Annotated in this window: 16 protein-coding genes, 2 other RNA genes and 1 pseudogene; 13 read left to right on the forward strand and 6 right to left on the reverse strand. The window is 35.2% G+C overall.

Annotated features, from left to right (window positions below):
• Window positions 1-735 precede the first annotated feature (735 nt).
• A complete protein-coding gene (locus ACE199_RS13405; protein ID WP_375350209.1) occupies window positions 736-1572 on the reverse strand; it encodes a hypothetical protein in 837 nt (278 codons plus the stop codon).
• Window positions 1573-2210: 638 nt separating this feature from the next.
• On the opposite strand from ACE199_RS13405, the gene ACE199_RS13410 reads away from it, so the two are divergent.
• The 10 genes and pseudogenes from ACE199_RS13410 to ACE199_RS13455 all read left to right on the forward strand — a co-directional run bounded on the left by ACE199_RS13410 (window position 2211) and on the right by ACE199_RS13455 (window position 9419).
• On the forward strand, window positions 2211-2405 hold the full coding sequence (locus tag ACE199_RS13410) for a hypothetical protein (protein ID WP_375350210.1): 195 nt from the start codon (window positions 2211-2213) through the stop codon (window positions 2403-2405).
• A gap of 6 nt (window positions 2406-2411) precedes the next feature.
• On the forward strand, window positions 2412-3308 hold the full coding sequence (locus ACE199_RS13415; protein ID WP_375350211.1) for an SDH family Clp fold serine proteinase: 897 nt from the start codon (window positions 2412-2414) through the stop codon (window positions 3306-3308).
• 78 nt (window positions 3309-3386) lie between these two features.
• Window positions 3387-3953 (forward strand): hypothetical protein, encoded by a 567-nt coding sequence (locus ACE199_RS13420; protein ID WP_375350212.1) that lies wholly within the window; start codon window positions 3387-3389, stop codon window positions 3951-3953.
• A gap of 865 nt (window positions 3954-4818) precedes the next feature.
• On the forward strand, window positions 4819-5139 hold the full coding sequence (locus ACE199_RS13425; RefSeq protein WP_375350213.1) for a P27 family phage terminase small subunit: 321 nt from the start codon (window positions 4819-4821) through the stop codon (window positions 5137-5139).
• Window positions 5117-5604: pseudogene (locus ACE199_RS13430) on the forward strand (hypothetical protein); the annotation flags it as partial. The gene ACE199_RS13425 and the pseudogene ACE199_RS13430, both read left to right, overlap by 23 nt.
• Window positions 5605-5981: 377 nt before the next feature.
• Window positions 5982-6347, forward strand: a complete 366-nt coding sequence (locus tag ACE199_RS13435; protein ID WP_375350214.1) for an N-acetylmuramoyl-L-alanine amidase — start codon at window positions 5982-5984, stop codon at window positions 6345-6347.
• Between the two features lie 116 nt (window positions 6348-6463).
• A complete protein-coding gene (locus tag ACE199_RS13440; protein WP_375350215.1) occupies window positions 6464-7342 on the forward strand; it encodes an acyltransferase in 879 nt (292 codons plus the stop codon).
• A gap of 355 nt (window positions 7343-7697) precedes the next feature.
• On the forward strand, window positions 7698-8390 hold the full coding sequence (locus tag ACE199_RS13445) for an N-acetylmuramoyl-L-alanine amidase family protein (RefSeq protein ID WP_375350216.1): 693 nt from the start codon (window positions 7698-7700) through the stop codon (window positions 8388-8390).
• 241 nt (window positions 8391-8631) lie between these two features.
• Window positions 8632-9021, forward strand: coding sequence for a YybH family protein (locus ACE199_RS13450; protein ID WP_375350217.1), 390 nt, complete (start codon window positions 8632-8634; stop codon window positions 9019-9021).
• Window positions 9022-9206: 185 nt separating this feature from the next.
• Window positions 9207-9419 (forward strand): DUF2187 family protein, encoded by a 213-nt coding sequence (locus ACE199_RS13455; RefSeq protein WP_375350218.1) that lies wholly within the window; start codon window positions 9207-9209, stop codon window positions 9417-9419.
• Between the two features lie 117 nt (window positions 9420-9536).
• Here ACE199_RS13455 and ffs read toward each other — a convergent pair.
• An RNA gene (gene ffs, locus ACE199_RS13460) (signal recognition particle sRNA large type) lies at window positions 9537-9802 on the reverse strand.
• Window positions 9803-9961: 159 nt separating this feature from the next.
• Window positions 9962-10352: RNase P RNA component class B (rnpB, locus tag ACE199_RS13465), an RNA gene on the reverse strand.
• A gap of 286 nt (window positions 10353-10638) precedes the next feature.
• Here rnpB and ACE199_RS13470 point away from each other — a divergent pair.
• Window positions 10639-11400, forward strand: coding sequence for an enoyl-CoA hydratase/isomerase family protein (locus tag ACE199_RS13470; RefSeq protein WP_375350219.1), 762 nt, complete (start codon window positions 10639-10641; stop codon window positions 11398-11400).
• Between the two features lie 259 nt (window positions 11401-11659).
• Here the strand turns inward: ACE199_RS13470 and ACE199_RS13475 are convergent, their stop codons facing one another.
• From ACE199_RS13475 to ACE199_RS13485, 3 genes are all read right to left on the reverse strand, one after another.
• Window positions 11660-12094, reverse strand: coding sequence for a DoxX family protein (locus ACE199_RS13475; protein ID WP_375350220.1), 435 nt, complete (start codon window positions 12092-12094; stop codon window positions 11660-11662).
• 69 nt (window positions 12095-12163) lie between these two features.
• Window positions 12164-13024, reverse strand: a complete 861-nt coding sequence (locus ACE199_RS13480) for a M56 family metallopeptidase (RefSeq protein ID WP_375350221.1) — start codon at window positions 13022-13024, stop codon at window positions 12164-12166.
• Window positions 13021-13437, reverse strand: a complete 417-nt coding sequence (locus tag ACE199_RS13485; RefSeq protein ID WP_375350222.1) for a BlaI/MecI/CopY family transcriptional regulator — start codon at window positions 13435-13437, stop codon at window positions 13021-13023. Before ACE199_RS13485 ends, ACE199_RS13480 begins: the two co-directional genes overlap by 4 nt.
• Window positions 13438-14474: 1037 nt before the next feature.
• On the opposite strand from ACE199_RS13485, the gene ltrA reads away from it, so the two are divergent.
• Both ltrA and ACE199_RS13495 read left to right on the forward strand, forming a co-directional pair.
• Complete coding sequence (ltrA, locus tag ACE199_RS13490) at window positions 14475-15803, forward strand: group II intron reverse transcriptase/maturase (RefSeq protein ID WP_375350223.1); 1329 nt, start codon at window positions 14475-14477, stop codon at window positions 15801-15803.
• A gap of 320 nt (window positions 15804-16123) precedes the next feature.
• Window positions 16124-17626: an aminotransferase class V-fold PLP-dependent enzyme gene (locus tag ACE199_RS13495; RefSeq protein WP_375350224.1), complete on the forward strand. Its 1503-nt coding sequence runs from the start codon at window positions 16124-16126 to the stop codon at window positions 17624-17626.
• Window positions 17627-17848: the final 222 nt, after the last annotated feature.

Below are 17848 nucleotides of genomic sequence, written 5' to 3' on the forward strand. Positions count from 1 at the left end.
ATCTGGCCCCTCGGGCCAGATACCCTAAACTCCTAATCCTCCCCTAAATATGGAAATAACTCAGAATGAAGTGGCTCGCTTTTGAAGTGATCGCTCTGGCTCAAATCAATATTGACAAAAACAGGTGTGGAATATACCATTGATGAAAATGGAGAAGTAAGTGTTCCTCCTGAACAACTAGATATGGAAGATGCAGCAGTCAAACATTAATCTTTTCGCCCTGGGTTGTGGCTCAGGGTGTTCCTGAGAAATGGGGGATATGATGAGTTTTTGAATTACCTGAATTAGATAGAAAAGCAACACAAACAGCTGTAGAAGCCGAATTGGAGAAATACCGCTTATATAAATACCTCATTTTCGAGGAAAGGGAAGCAGCCATTACTGCAAGCCCTGAAACTCGGTATCATGGATCAACTAATCAAACTTGGGACCAGACCGGGAGCATTGCTATTTATAATGCTGACCAGTGAAAATACAGAAAAGACTTTTGTGAACGAATAGAAAGGGCTGTATGTAGGATCCCGAAGATGGAAAAGTTTTTGATTGAAGAAAGGTATATGTCAAAGGATGGGGATTATCTTACTGATTTCAATATATATTGTCATAAATTTCAACCGCCTATAAGTGCAATGACATATTCTAAAATTCGTTGGAAAGCTTTTTATCGGTTAGCTCTAAATTTAAATATAGTTATAACGAAAAAAACATAAGTAAAAAAGGCCTTAGGGCCTTTTATTATTTTAAATCGTTTATTAATTTTTCTAATATGTTATTCAGATTTATCATTAGCTCATTATAGGCATTTGACAACAACTGAATACATTCTTGATCTACTCTGTATAACTGGCTTTTTAATTTATTTAATTCTCTATTTTCATCGTCAGTCAAAGGAATCTCTGATAGAGGGCCAGAAATAACAAGAAGTGGGTAACTATCCGTATAAATTTCCATTATTTTTTGATAAAAAGCAATGAAATCACTTTCAATTGTTCTTTTCTGGTTGAAATTTATTAAAAATAAGTCGTTTTTAAACTTTATAAAGGTCTTATAAGATTCTGTATTGACTCTAACAACATGGTTTCTAATTTCGTTTGACGTTGTTATGGTAATTTTTTTGAAGGTATCTTCTTCTTTTAATACATAATTTTCACTTAATCCAAAAAGTTTTAATTCTCTTTCGTTAGGGCTTTTAGTTAAGTGGTCTAAGAAATCTTCTCTGCTTAAAATTTCAATTTCGTTAATGGCTTCTCTTATTATATCAATTGCTTCTTCAAGATTGAGTATTCTTTCAGGAAGAGAAGATTGATAAATTTCATCTCTATTTTCTTTAAATTCCTTACGTTGGTTATCTATTTGCTCTTTTTGAAGGTTCAGCGTCATAACCAGTGCTAAGAAACTTATAAAAGTTAAAATTGGAACTGTAGTACCTGCTAAAAAATCACCATACGGACCAAGGTCTGCAAAATTAATTCCCCATTTTTTAATAATTCCAATTCCTATAATTAAAGATAATGGAACTAAAATTAAGGATAAATACAATGTTCTCTTATTAAAAAGAAATTTATCGAACAATATATAGCCCTCTTTCATTAAAGATAAATACTCTTAATATTGTAATCCTGTGTAGATAAAAATAATAGAAAAAACTTATAATTTATTTGCTTTAAGACATGTTAAATTTATATCATCGAGAATAAAGCAAAGGGCGGTACAATGTGTCGTCTTTTAATATTCTTTGTAAGTTGCGTTTGAATATAATTCGAAAATAGCTTAGAGAGAATATCTCTAAAAAATAATATTAAGTTCATCGCCGCAGAAGGAGAGACGCTACCGAAGAAGGGCGTGGAAAACCTGGTGTTAACCTTTCTGTATCTTATAAAGCAGACATAAAGTGCACAGCGCTTCGTTTAACAAGTGAAATCGTTCTTGCTGCTTGTATTAGTTTTAAAAGAGATAAGGGTTAAAAGTAATGGTTTTATATTCATAAAATATAATTAAAGTATTATTTGAAGGTCTTTAGTACTGTTTAATAGGATTCTACTGAATGAAATTTTCAATATATTGGTTGGGAATAGAGAAAAAAAGTGGATTTTTTTTAAAAAAAATATAAAAAAGTATAACAATTTATATAATTAAAGGTATTTATGGTAAAAAAGGATTTAATTGACATCTGACAATATATATTATTGAAGTAAGGGGAGGGGTTTTCAATGATTAACTATGAGCTATTTAGTAAAGAAGCAATCTATGGGACTTTTGAATTATTAGGACTTGAAACAAGTGAAAAGCGTGAGAAATTTACTAACTATGGTATTTCAACTTCTACAACAGCATTGCCTGATAAAAAGAATGGTAATTACTCAAGATTTAGTCTTTCTTATAATACAGAAAAGAGTGGAGATTAATAATTAATGCCAAGTTTTCATGAACTAAGGACTGAAATACTAAATGAGGGATCTGCTGAGAAAGTTAGACGATCTTATTTAGGGAAATTATCTCAATATACTGGTAGAAATACTATTATTTATTATTCTGGATGGTTACAAAAACAGACTGATAGTAAGCAAGACGCGATTCACTTTAGTGTAAATGATAATGATAAAAATGCATTTATGACAACGATATCCGGGTTAGATGAATCAAAGGGATTAGACTTAATTCTGCATACGCCTGGCGGAGATATTGCGGCAACAGAATCACTTGTGGATTATTTGAAAAAAATATTTGGAAATGATATTAGGGCAATTGTGCCACAGTTAGCTATGTCAGCTGGTACGATGATATCGTGTGCTTGCTCTGAAATTATTATGGGTGAACACTCTAGTATAGGTCCAATAGATCCACAGTTAAGTGGCATGCCTGCACATGGAATAATTCCGGAGTTTGAAAGAGCTCGTCAAGAGATAGCTGCTTCTGCGGAAAATATTCATATTTGGCAACCTATTATAGCAAAATATCCGCCTACTTTAATTGGGCACTGTGTACAATCAATACAATTGTCAATGCAAATGGTAAAAGAATGGTTGGTTGATAATATGTTATCTGAAAGAGCTAACCCTGAGGCAGATGCAGATGTAATTTTGAATTATTTAGGTAGTTACACAGAAACAAAATCTCATTCAAGACATATTCCAATTGATAAAGCTGCTCAATTAGGCTTGACTGTTACAGCACTTGAGGATGATAAAATATTGCAAGATTTAGTTTTAAGTGTCCATCATGCAACTATATATACGCTTGGAACAACAAGTGCGATGAAGTTAGTTGAAAATCAAAATGGAATAGCGTTGGTACATCACATAAATTAAAAAGCATCCATATTGGGTGCTTTTTCTTTGCAGGTATTTATTTTCTTTTATCGAAGTAAGTTAAGCGAGGTGATAGGTTTGAGTGAGTTATTGAAATATTGCAGCAACATTCTACAAGAATTAGAGATTCTTAATATTGATCTATCCACAAGCGAAGAAGACAGCAATGAAATGTATTTCGATATTAATGAAAGGAAGATATACATTAATGAGCGTCGATTAAGAGAAGAAGCAAGGGCATACTTAATTCCATTTAATTTATATGTGAAGATTATATTCTTACATGAGCTTGGACATGCACAGGACAAAAATCTAGAGGCTATACATGATGATAGTAATTCGTGTTTTGAGAGAGCAAAAGAAAATCCATTTAGCAATCGAGTTGATGAGCTATTACTAAGGATTAAAGGGAATAGTATTCAAGCTGAAAAGAATGCTTGGGAAATCGCTGAAGGATTTATTGATGACGAGTTAAAAAATGCATTTAATTTGATTAAAAAAAATAGTTTAAAAGAACATGAAATAGACGCTTTATTAAACATGAAAAAGATTAAATTAGAAATAAAAGAGGCGAAATTGCAAAGTGTATTAGAGCAAAAGGAAATAAAACTAGCAGGTTTAGGAAAGAAAGCATCCGATATTTAACGGGTGCTTTTTGTTTTGTCTAAATTAGGAGGGATAGAGGATAAAAAGAGACACAGGAATCACAGTTGATATTGATGTTAATTCAAAAGCATTTGTTGTTAGGTTAAAAGCAATCTCCAAACGTGCTGCAGCATTAGCAGAAGAGTTAGAACAGATTGATAATAACGTATGTCCTAACTGTGGTGAGGTTAGATGCAAAGGAACTCTTTATTGCTGATGGTAGAAAGGTTTCACAATCGCGTAAATGCGAATGTGGTTATTGTGATAGTTTGTGAATAACAATCAATATGACAAATACAAACGTAATGAAGAGTCGAGGTCCTTTTATAAAAGTAAAGCATGGGAAAAGGTCCGAGCGTTAGCGTTACAATGCGACGATTATCTATGCCAGGACTGTTATGACAAGGAGACTATCAAGCTAGCCGATATGGTCCATCACATTAAAGAGCTTGCAGATTATCCACGCTTGTTATAACAAACAACATCCCGAGAAGGGAAAGAAGAAAGCGGAGACTGTTAGTAAAAAAATAAAAATAATTTCTTCAAAAAGAAATCCGGAGATAATCTGATGCATATCTTTTCAAAAACAGACAGGAGTGAGTGAAGATGAGTAACAATAAAACAGTTGTGTCAGGTGGTATCTCATTCGGATGTGCGTTGGCTATTTGTATATCATGGAGTATTCATAAATCAATATTGTGGGCAATGCTTCACGGATTCTTTAGTTGGTTCTATGTAATTTATTATGCGCTTACTAGATAGCCCCCCTGTCTTTCAATTCAAAAATTTTCTCATTTGGGGACCGAGGGGGGACCATCGTTTGTACCGCGATGGATTTTTTTCATGAAAGGGGGTAACACAAATTATGGCCGTACCAACTGCAAAGAAAATTAGAGAATATCTGGGTGAATCTTATCAAGAGTCCGATGAAGAATTGATTAAATTATATATCGAAACACATGCTTTTTACCGTCGTTTACAAAAAGAAATGAAGAAAAAGGACCTTATGTATGAATATACAAATAAGGCAGGGGCGACAAACTTAGTGAAAAATCCCCTTTCTATTGAATTGACTAAGATGGTACAAACTTTAAACAACTTGCTTAAATCACTTGGACTTACGCCAGCCCAAAGAAAGAAATTAAAAGAAGGTTTAGGATCTGGTGACGATTTCGACGCATTCTAAACCGTCTGACATTGCAAAAGGGTATCAAAATTGGCGTAAAGAACAGGTTAGGCAATTTTATATTCTTGAAAGGCCATCACCTACATTAAAAACAACTTGGTATGCTGAACAGGTTGTAAAAGGTAATATTAAGGCTAGTAAAAAGAATATCCAAGCGTGTCAACGGCATCTTGATGACTTAAAACGTCAAGGTACAGAAGACTTCCCTGGGTTTTCGATGAAGAAATGGCCCATTGACCGATTCGTTATATTGAAAAGTTTTGTCGTCCATCAAAAATTACAAAACAGTTTAATATTTTTGTTGATAACGATGAAATGTCGTTTGTAGGTGTTGAGATTCTCAAACGAAACGAAGGGGAAAAAGACCTTGAAGTATTGAAGGGTAAAGAATGTGTCGGAGGTTACGATTTATCACAAACTGAAGACTTTACAAGCGCTTGTTTAGAGTTTCCGTTAGAGGATGGTGTTTGCCTATCCTGAGTAGGCGGACGGTATAAGAGTGTTGGTAGCACTACTTATACACGCTGTGCTTTTTTGTTTTGCAGTTCTTTAACTGCCCGATACTAGGAGATAAATAACCCGATTTTTGCCCGATTTCACATTATACATTTTGATTTATTTTGCTGAGGGCATTTATTGAATCGCGATATTAAACGGGTTTTATAAGAACTTTGAATTGTTTTTATGTTGGAGAATGAAAACCGTACAGCTGTTCATTCATGGGAAATCGAAAACTATCAATCTAAATTCTAAACTATTCAAAGCCTTGATATCTCTAGTATCGGGGCTTTTTTTATGTAATCTTCAAACTTATTTATTGTGCTTTCTTCAATCTTTTTACTATGTTTTTAAAAGAGGACGGTTATGCTTTTTGGTTTGGAGGTTGTTTACCACAACAAAAGAATCTACAAGTTTTAAGAACAACGAATATGCTAGCTTTACTGACGGAAAGCCTTTATATTTCTAATCCTGATGAAGCTGCTATTTTGAAAAAGGTCGCATTTATTGAAGATATCGCCCAAGGGTATTTCACTGGTTCGGTTAAATGTTTTAGTCCAAAAAAGAAGAAAGTGGATGAAAATCAATATTGCACAGTCATAAAAGGTGATACCGTATCAAGGCTTGCTAAAGAGTACAGCAGCAAAACAAAAACTGGAACAAGCTTGATGATGACTATACCATTAAGAGTGGCTAGGGGTTGCGTGTGAAGGGACCAATATGCTAGTATCGAATACAGCTTTCTATTATTGCGATATATCTCTTTTTCTTAAAGTTCTTCTTTGATAAACACGTTTTTAACATTTTGAAAGTGGGTATGAAAAGCATGGAAACTATTTCCGAAATATCACAGAAACCGAAAACGGATAATGAAATACTTTTTATAGGAAATACTGAAGATGAGATTTCGTTTGTGAATAGCAAAATAAACTTTGTTGGTAAAGGAAATCGGTTAATTATTGAACGTGGAGCCAAATTTAAAAATGCAACGCTAAATTTTAATCGCAACAACTCGCTCATCATCATTGGTAAATCAAATCATAATGCAATGATGAGCGTTAGTGTTTGGAATGATAATACATTTTTCCTTGGTCGCAACTATTCATTTAATGGAGCAGCGAGATTTCTTCTCTCTGAGCAAAAAAATCTGTTCATCGGTCATGATAATATGTTTTCAAGTGGTGTAGTCGTTCGTTTGGCGGATCCACATTTAATCTATGATGGAACAACTCGAAAACGGATTAACCCAACAAAGAGTGTGTACTTAGGTGACCACATTTGGATTGGGCAGGACGTCATGATTCTAAAAGGAGTAGAAGTTGGTACAGGTTCAATTTTAGGTGCAAAGTCACTCGTGACAAAATCACTCCCATCAAATGTAGCAGTTGCAGGAAGTCCTGCACATGTGGTGCGGAAAAATGTTTTTTGGGCACGTCCGTCTGTCCATGCATATACTGAAAAAGAAACGATGGATTCACAAGAGTTTCCAGATGGACGTTTTGTCTATACGCCAAAAGGCTCAACAGAAAAACATTTTGCAAAAATTGAAGAAAAGCTAAATACCGCAACTTCTGTAGAGGAGAAGACTGCTATATTAACACCTTATCTTGATGTAACAAGTAAGAATCGTTTCTTTCTTCCAGTGCCTCCTGAGAATAAGAAAACATTTCTCAATCGAATCTTTCGCAAAGGAAGTAAGGAGTAAAATAAATTTATCTCCAAAAATAAATCTACAATCTTGTTTTTCATATGTTAGAGAATGAAAACCGCACGGCTGTTCATTTATGGGAAATTGAAAACTACCAATCTCAATTTTAAACTATTCAAAGTCTTGATATTTCTAGTATCAGGGCTTTTTTTCTGTTGGGTGATTATCCTTTTTGTTTGTTTGGATGTTGTTTAGTACAATGAAAAATAACAGAAAGTGTGAAGAGGAATATTAAGAAGTCATCAATAAAAAACTAATCGGTTATTGAAGAGCAAGCCAAAGTATTTTCTTCTTTAGTTAAGGATGTTTCTGAAATTAAACAAATGATTATAGATGAAATGGGGAATAAATAATGGTTAGAATTTTTATTGATGCGGGTCATGGTGGGAAAGATTCAGGAGCAGTTGGAAATGGATTGCTCGAAAAGGATTTAACCTTGAGGATTGCTAAACGAGTAAAACAATTATTAGCTGCATATGAAAACGTAGAAGTGAAAATGAGCCGTACAAAAGATACTTATCCGTCTTTATCAGAACGTACTAAAGCCGCAAATGTATGGGGAGCAGACTTTTTCCTATCCATTCACATTAATGCTGGCGGCGGTGTTGGTTATGAGGATTTTGTGTATCCGGGTAGTTCTAAATCTATTGCTTACCAAAATGTGATTCATTCAGAAATGGTAAAGCAGATTGATATGAAAGACCGTGGAAAGAAACAAGGAAATTTGCATGTGCTTCGTGAGTCTAATATGCCCGCAATTCTTACAGAGTGTGGTTTTATTGATAATAAAGATGATGCGGCTAAATTAAAGGGTGAAGATTTCATTGGAGCAATTGCTAAAGGCCATGTAAATGGATTGGTTAAAGCATTCGATTTGAAAGAGCAGAAGGCTGATGACGATTGTGAATACTGTATAGTTCTAAAAGGTGATACAGTATCAAAACTGGCTAAAAAGTATGATACAACTATTGCAAAAATCAAAAGTTGGAACAAGCTTGATGACAAGTATACGATTCGAATTGATCAAAAATTACGTGTGAAGTAAAATGAAGTCCTTCTTCATGATGGGAGAGAGCTTATATCCACACCAATGCCATGTAAGTTAGATGTTTCCGTAAATTCCTCCACGAAATAGGCTCTTATATTTTTTCTATCATCATTGCCTACAATTGTCTAAATTTAATGTGTTCTGATTAGCACAATCGGGAGTATTAATAAAAAGGTAGTTTAACAGATGTTTGTGATGTGAAATTTAGTCAAGATACTATTTGTGGGAGGAATATTTTATGGAACACGAATTAAAAGAGCTAATTAAAAAGTGTGACCTTGCAATAAAGCAAGAAGATTTTGATACATTGATGAATTACTATACAGATGATGCAATTTTAGTGGTAAAGCCTGGAATGATTGCACAAGGCAAAGAAGAAATCAAAAAAGCATTTATTGCAATTGCAAAATACTTTAACAACAGTATTGTACCAACACAAGGAGAAATGATTATTTTAGAAGCAGGAGATACTGCTTTAGTTTTATCTCAAACGCTACTTGATGCTGATAAAGAGGATTCAGAATATTCAATGGATAGAAGGGCAACATACGTGTTTAAGAAGAATCCACAAGGCGAATGGCTTTGTGCAATTGATAACTCATATGGTACAGAATTAATCAATAAATAGGCTTCAAAAGGATGGGGAATCTTTGATAAATAGGTTCCCCTTAATTTTATGCAAATATCAACATTAAAGTTTATCAGAGCCAAATGATAAAAAAATACATATGGGGAAGGATAAGCTTATAAATAAAGCTCATCAACTTATTAGTGCAATAAAAGGAGTATTCCCTTAATAAAGGAGGAAATAAAATGACAGAAGACAAAACAGTAGGTAAGAGTGAAATTAAAAAGGCGAAGGAAGGAGAAACTATTCAAGTAATAAAAGGTGAACAGAAAGGTAAGAAGGGAGAAGTTTTAACAGTGCGGGAAAACTCTGTGATTGTTAAAGTTGGGATGAAACCACAAACAGATGAACCGATAAAAATAGTGGTTAATCATAAAAATTATAAATGTATAAAATAAAGCAGTAAGTATAGTATCTATTGAATTTGACATGCACTTTGTACGAATATCGAGTATGTAAAAGTCAGGGAAGTATAGTATTAAACGATTTGACAATCATTACATATTAGTTAAACACCGTGCACCTATCATTGATAGAAACAACCAAGCGTTACTTATGGAAGCTAGCTCTAATTAGGCTGCCCCACGGCACATCGAAATCACTACTTATGGCTGCTTCCTTCCAGACCTGACCAATTTCGTAGGTTTCCATTGCGTAGGACCCAATTGTCAACACTGCTTTCACAAGGCAGACCTCACATGTTCCTACCTCAAATAGGAGTTCAACCCCGCTATGGCGGATTGCGGGTTACAGGGCACCGCCAACTCCCCATCTAGCACGGTATGTATGAGCTAGACTATATTCTATGTGAATAAACGGCACACTCGAAGGGATTTATCCTTAGTTGACCGATTATCTTATTTCTAATAAGAGTTACAACCGAACGATAATGGTTATTGTTATTTAGCATAATCGTATTGATGAATTCGGCTCATGAAATGGCTATAAGCCAGGTTTTGTTCCTGTGTGCTAATAACGATGCCAATCTCGCACAACCAGGTGCAGTCATATAACTATTGATTTGTTCAATCAATCCATCCTTTTAGTTCGTTATTCCCGCTGGATGGTGCCCCTACCTAAATTTGGGTTGCTCGCTCTTGGGGTTTACCTCGTTCCACTTCTTCCGTTTCCAGAAGAATTCGTCACTGTGGCACTTTAAGGTTACTCTCAGCATATCCTTTTTGGACTTAGCATGATTTCTCCGCCGTCAGCAGATACGAAGTCTGCTGCCCACCTTTACAGATGGCAAGAACACTCCGGGCATCTCAGCACCGGGCGAGCCTGGACTTTCCTCAACTCATGTAAACCATGAGCCGCGACTACTCACCATTTCATGTTTAGTTGTTCATCAACTACGAGACTAAATGTATCATAAATAAACAGAAGACGTCATTAGTATACTTGTACCAGTGGTGGGATATTGAGGATAGTAAATCTTTTCGTGAAAACATTATCGCTTTATTGTACGTTTAGTTATCTGTTTAGGATTTTTATATAAAATGTTGACTTTCTAGAAAAAAAGAATTTTGATATAAATAGTAATATTATTCCATAAAAGGGGATTTTTTATTTATGACGAATGGTATTAGAATATTTCAAGGGGTAGGAGGATTATTCATGAGTCAAAAATTATTGTTTGAAAGAGAAGGAAATATTGAATGGATTACTTTAAACAACCCTGCTAAAGCAAACTGCTTATCGAGAGATATGCTAATAGATCTTATTAAACATTTGCAAATGTTAAAGAATAATGAGCAAGTAAGCGTTGTCATTATAACTGGCAGCGGAGAGAAATCATTTTCAGCAGGAATGGATGTCAATGAATTTATAGGTCTAACTCCACAAACTGGATATGAACTTATTTCTTTATTAAAGCAGGTCTGTGAACTGGTTCGTAAAATTCCACAAGCTGTAGTTGTAGCTATAAATGGCTACTGTATAGGCGGGGCAATGGAAATTGCAATGGCAGCTGATATTCGAGTAGCTGCCAAGGATTCAGTTTTTATTATGCCGGAGATAAAGTTAGGTATTCCATCTGTTTTAGATTCTGTTTTGCTCCAACAGCACATTGGGCTAAGTCGTGCAAAAGAGATGCTGCTTACAGGTGACGCTGTCAGCGCAGTGGAAATAAATCAGTTTGGTTTTTTGAATGCACTGGTAGAATTATCTGAATTGAAAGCAACTGCTGAATCTTTTGCACGCAGAATTGCTGTAAATCATAGAGTTACTATCAAACAGCAAAAAGTCCTTTTTGAAACGTGGCAGAATACTTCACTCGATACTGCGATTCAAGATAGTATGAACCAATTTGCTTTATCGTTTAGTACGGGGGTTCCTCAGGAAAAGATAGCAGAGTTTTTTGCTGCAAAACAAAAATAATTTTGAAAAATTTGATTGGGTGTTGTGATTACTTTCTGCCAAAACGGACAAGATTCTGTAAGGCTATTTTAAAATTAAATGATAGTGAGTTTTTACTAGATTGAAGGTTTTTAGGGCATATTAGAGCCACTCATTAGAGTGCTTTTTAGATATTCTCGAGTAGTATTAAGGGGAGTATAACAATATAAAGAGCTAAAAAGGTCCCAAGTGATTTTACTTCACTTGGGACGGAAATAAGGTCGCGTTTACGATTTTGTTCTTAGTTTATTCCTTCTCTAGTGTCGTCATGGACGGTTTGCGTAGAAAATAACTTTATTTGTGGCAGTTTGGAATCTAATGCTAATAGTGAGCTTCCGTTTAAGAGTAGTTGGATACCGATGATTAGTAGAGCAACATCAAACTCGAATCCTCCCAGAAAGCCACTGTCTAGCTTCACGAATAAGATCGCACCCAGCATGATGCACGCCATTAAACCAGCAAAGATTCTTGTCCACAAACCTAAAATCAACGCAGTCCCGCCCACTAATTCAATGGACGCAACAATGTAGGCCAAAAAACTCGGCAACCCCATGGCAGGAAACCCCGCCGCAACATTTTCAACACCGCCCTGGAATTTATCCAACCCATGCATAAAGAAGGTAAATCCTAGTATTAGCCTTAATAAAAGTGAACCGATTTCTTGAGTATTTTTCATCATTCATTCTCCTCTCAATAAATTATTACACTACATTATGTAGTGTTTAGGACAGAAAAACTGTGACCATTAACTCATAGTCACTAGAATCATAACTGTCATAAGAAGCATTATATGGACCGAAGCCATAATCGAAGTTGTTTTCAGCTTTATCGGAATAGCCTGATGTGGATTCACTAATTGTTTCAGCCTGTAGTTTACCGATTCATCTGAGAAATGAGCCAGTACAGGAGAGGGTTTTCTGTTAAAGTGATGTTTAATTAATTTTAACAGCGCACTTCCTAATGCTGCTTCGGAACCCGTTTTATGAATGGCATATTGATCAGCTAACAACTCACTGATGATTTTATAATTCTGATAAGCCCATTTGGTCAGTGGAATAAACCATATAGTCTGTGAAATAAGCTGCAGGGTAAAAATCTTGAGCGAATCATTGTTTTTTTGATGGGATGTTTCATGTTCAATGACTGCATTCAATTCATATTCTTCGAGGATTTCGATTAAACCTGTAGAAAGGACAATGTTAGATTTTCTAAATCCTATTGTGAAAGCTAGTAGCTGATGATCTTGCATGACCAGGATATCCGATTTATGCCTATGGAATTTTCTATTTAGAAGCTTTGTCAAATCGGTATCAACCATCTGAGAAATTTTCTTTTTAAACCTTCTCAATAAAAAATATTGGTGCCCGATTTTAATAAGTGTCATCAATATCGTATAAGCAATTAATACATTTAAAAACATACTAATTATGAATTGAATAGATATATTTTCATCAAACAAACTGAGACAAAGGGTAAAAAGATTCTTCTCTAGGTTTGTCCCTAAAAGAACATGAGCCAGATACATCCCGATTTGGCTCCAAACAAGAATCGTAATCAACAGACTTAAGCTTATGATAAATATAGATTTATGCTTCCACCATCTCATGGCTTCGTTCCTCTTAATTGTTTAATTTTTTGTTCTAGTTTATCCAGTAATTCTTGATCTACATCTTGTATGGCATCAAGCATATGGTTGATGACTAAACCACCAAATTCATCAAGAAGATTTTCTGTTAATTTTTTCGACTGTTCTTCCATAAATTCTTCTTTTGATTGAATAGGACGGAATAATGAAAGTCTTCCTTGCATTCTTTTTTCTAAAATCCCCTTATCTGTTAACCGCTTCATTACAGTCATAACCGTATTAAAATTAATTGGTTTGTCGTCTTCTAAATGATGCAGGACTTCTTTAATGCTTCGTTCTCTTCCATCCCAGAGAATCTCCATGATTCTTGATTCTAAAGGACCGAAGAAGCGCTGAAGGCCAGCTTCGTTATATTTAAAGTTCTTAATATTCAATTTACTCACCTTCCACTACATATTGTAGTGTATTGATTGTGGAATTTCCAGACTGATTGTTCAAACTTGAGCAATGTACTCTAAAAATCAGTCTTTTCATAACAAGATATTAGAACCTTGTAATCGTAATTAATAGAATAATAGCAACCCCCCTTTGAATGAAAGAGTGCAAGTAAGTACCTATTAACAAATAATACCACTGTTATTATAATAAAAAATCATGCAATTTTACCATTTTAAAGTCCTGGATTTTTGATTAACGATTATTATATATGTTCAAAAAAGCGTTTCATAATCAATGCTAGACAACACAAATAGAAGGGGGGACTTGTTTTACATCGTAAAATAAACAGAATGAAACTGGATTCCTAATTTCGCTATAACGAGGATCTGATAGTATTTAATTAACGGGCGCTTTCCTGTAACAAGAATCAGCTATTTGCTATAAATTTGTGAATAATTGTACTTAAGCGAACGGGTGCTTATGTTTAAGATCTAGCTGCTATCGAAGGCAGCTTTTCTTCTTGTGCTAACGATGCAGGTGTGCGGCCGAGCTTAGGTCGTGTCATATAGCGGGTGGGATTCCGGTCGAGTAAGAACTAGCCATTCGCTCGTAGCGAGTCTTGGAGGGCTAAAGGTAACTTTAGTCTTTAAGCGTAGACAGTTAGGTAGCGGGCCGAAAGCCAAATGGTTGAAGGGATTGAGGTCCATAATGTTAGTAATTGGAGAGGGCTGATGCTTTACCTGCAGCAGAAAGCTAAAAAGGCAAGAAGAATGAAACCTCTCTGGAGTCAGAGACCTTGGCACGTTATACATTGATATGATACGGCAACTCGGGAGACCCTACCGGTCTTTTCTTTTTTTTAGAAGAGTATGGTGTACAAGCGATAACAAGTAAGGAAACCAAATGCCGTGTAGGGAGTCGGATAGCAGCGTAGTACCAATGAAGTTGGGTAATGCCGATGGAGGAAAGGCTAGCTACCAGTTATCACCCTTACTAGGGACACATTTACTACACACAGAGGTAGGGATAATAAATGGAAACAAAACTACTAAGGATAGCAGAATTAGCAAAATCTGATCCTAAAGTGAAATTTACATCCCTTGCACATTTATTAAATGGGCAATCACTAATTCAATGTCATCATGAGTTACCAAATAAAAAGGCAACTGGGGTTAATGGTACAACTAAAGAACAATACAATGAAAATCTAAAAGAAAACGTAGAGGTTTTAGTAAATAGGCTTAAAAGCAAAAGTTATCGTCCTGTTCCAGTAAGGAGAATGTATATTCCAAAGCTCAATTCAGACAAGAAAAGACCATTGGGAATACCAGAACATGAAGATAAAATTGTACAAAAAGGCATTACAAAGATATTAAATACCATCTATGAGAGTGACTTTCTAGACTGTTCCTTTGGATTCCGTCCAAACCGTAATTGCCATGATGCTTTGAAAATACTGAACTATTACATTGAAAAGAGGTCAGTAAATTATATAGTAGATGTAGATATCAAAGGATTCTTCGACAACGTTGACCACACATGGATGATGGAGTTCTTAAAACTGCGAATCTCTGACCCTAACCTCCTAAGATTAATTGGTAGGTTTCTTAAAGGTGGATATATGGAGGATGGTAAGAAATACAAGACAGATAATGGCACACCGCAAGGTGGAGTAATATCTCCGATATTAGCCAACGTTTACCTTCATTACGTCCTCGACCTATGGTTTGAGAAAAGGGTTAGAAAAAAGTGCAAAGGACAAGCGTACATAGTGAGATATGCAGATGATTTTGTTTGTTGTTTTCAATCTAAAAGTGAAGTTGAACAATTCTTCGAATCATTAAAATTTAGATTAAAGAAATTTAACTTAGAAATAGCTGAGGATAAAACTAAAATTATTCCCTTTGGAAAGTTTGCGGAGAAAGATGCAAAACAAAAGGGAAACAGTAAACCAGCAACCTTTGATTTCCTAGGCTTTACACACTATTGTGGGAAAAGTAAACAAGGTAATTTCCGAGTGAAACGGAAGTCAAGCAGGAAGAAAGTCCAAGGCAAACTCAAAGAATCTAAGGAATGGTTGAAGATTAATAGAAATAAAGATATTCATATAATTATGGATAGATTTAGACGCTCTCTTATAGGTTATTACAATTATTATTGCATCACAGATAATACCCAAAGTGTAAACAAATTTAGAGACAAAATCGGATACTTACTGTTTAAATGGCTCAATAGAAGAAGTCAAAGGAAATCATTTACTTGGGATAAATTCAGACTCTTTCTTAATAAATACCCATTACCTTACGCAAGAATTAAGGTTAACATATATGACTTAAGAAAAGAGATTAGCTATATTATGTGAATGGTAACTAGGAGGAGCCGTGTGCGTTAATTGCGCAAGCACGGTTCTGTGGGGGGGGGGGAGGAATACAATCTACCGCGAGGTAGAGAGATTCCCTTCTACTCGACTAGCTTAATAAGAGATGAATTAATAAAAAGGGGGAAAATATAAAGTTTGATATTTTCTCAAACTTTAAAAATAGAGATAAGTTAATGTGAGTTAGTTAAAAGGTAAAGGATTTATCTAAACTGTCCTTCTTTTGGTTTGAAAATAATAATAAACTATGCAAAAGAGCCTTGCATATATTGAATACAGAATAAAAAGTGTAAGGTGTGGAACAAATGATCACAGCCAACATTGGAAGTAAAACGTTTCGATTCCCGAAAACCCTTGAAGAATATTTTCAACCATTCCGTTCACATGTGATTGGATTGAACCAAGAATTTGATTCCCCCTATGGAAAAAAGAAAATCATTTATGCCGACTGGACAGCAAGCGGGCGATTATATCAGCCTATCGAAAAAAAAATATCCGTGGATTTTGGACCTTTTATGGCGAATACCCATTCAGAGTCGAATATAACCAGTTTAATGATGACTGGGCTATACAAGCAGTCCAAAAAAATTATTAAGGAACATGTTAATGCAGATAAACATGATGTCGTAATCCTAGATGGTTTTGGGATGACCTCGGTGGTCAATAAACTACAACGACTCTTAGGGCTAAGAGTACCAGAGATTTGGAGAAACTATCTGCAACTTCCAGAAAGGGAAATACCGGTCATTTTCATGACCTATATGGAACACCATTCGAATCAAATATCTTGGCTCGAAACACTTGGGGAAGTCATATTGATAAACCCGGATAGGGAAGGAAGGGTGGACTTAAATCATTTAGAACAACTGCTTAATGTTTATAAGGACCGCCAACTGAAAATAGGTTCCTTTACAGCGTGTTCAAATGTAACAGGAATTCAAACCCCTTATCACAAGCTTGCCAAGCTTATGCATCAACATGGAGGACTTTGTTTTGTTGATTTTGCAGCATCAGCACCATATGTCGAGATCAATATGCATCCGGAAGACCCGCTTGAGAAACTTGATGCGATATTTTTCTCACCACATAAGTTCTTAGGAGGTCCCGGGACAAGTGGAGTATTGGTCTTTGATTCGAGAATTTATACAAATAAAGTCCCAGACCATCCCGGCGGAGGAACGGTGTTATGGACCAATCCTTGGGGGGGACACAAATATTTCGACGACATAGAGATGCGGGAAGATGGCGGTACTCCGGGGATTCTACAGTCCATTCGGACAGCACTTTGTTTGAATTTGAAAAGTAAAATGGGAATAAATAATATTTTAAAAAGAGAAAAAGAGCAGCTTAGTCTTTTATTTTCCCATTTGGAAAAGTTTCCAGAGGTCCACATATTAGCTGGAAACATTAAGGATAGAATCGGTATAGTCTCGTTTTATATTGAAGCCATTCATTATAATTTAATTGTTCGTCTTCTAAACGACAGATATGGTATTCAGGTAAGAGGGGGATGTTCATGTGCTGGAACGTATGGTCATTATCTCTTAAATATCGATAAAACTACTTCCAAACAAATTACTGAAAAAATTACTCATGGAGATATGTCTGCTAAACCTGGGTGGGTCCGATTTTCAATACATCCAATTATGACAGATGAAGAAATACTAACTTTTATTCAGGCGATAAGGGAAATAATAGAGAACATTGATGAGTGGAAAAAGGGCTACGTTTATGACCCAGCAAGTAATGATTATTTTTATATCCACCATCTTCGTGAAGATATGTCGCCATTTTTTCGATTTAAATGATTTATTTAAGAAACAGGTGCTTTATTTGAATAAATATTATAAAAAAACGCTCAGTGATTCGCTCTGAGCGTTTTTTTATGCCAATTTTAATGTTATTTACAATATTAATTCGGTTGCTAATGCTGTTTCGATTTTGCCTTCTAAATGCGTTTTTGTACTTCAAAACCGAACTACTTAAATTAACTTGTGATGGTCTTGTTCCCGAGACCATTACGGGGGAAG

The organism is Peribacillus sp. Hz7 (assembly GCF_042136355.1).
Taxonomy (GTDB): Bacteria; Bacillota; Bacilli; order Bacillales; family DSM-1321; genus Peribacillus; species Peribacillus asahii_A.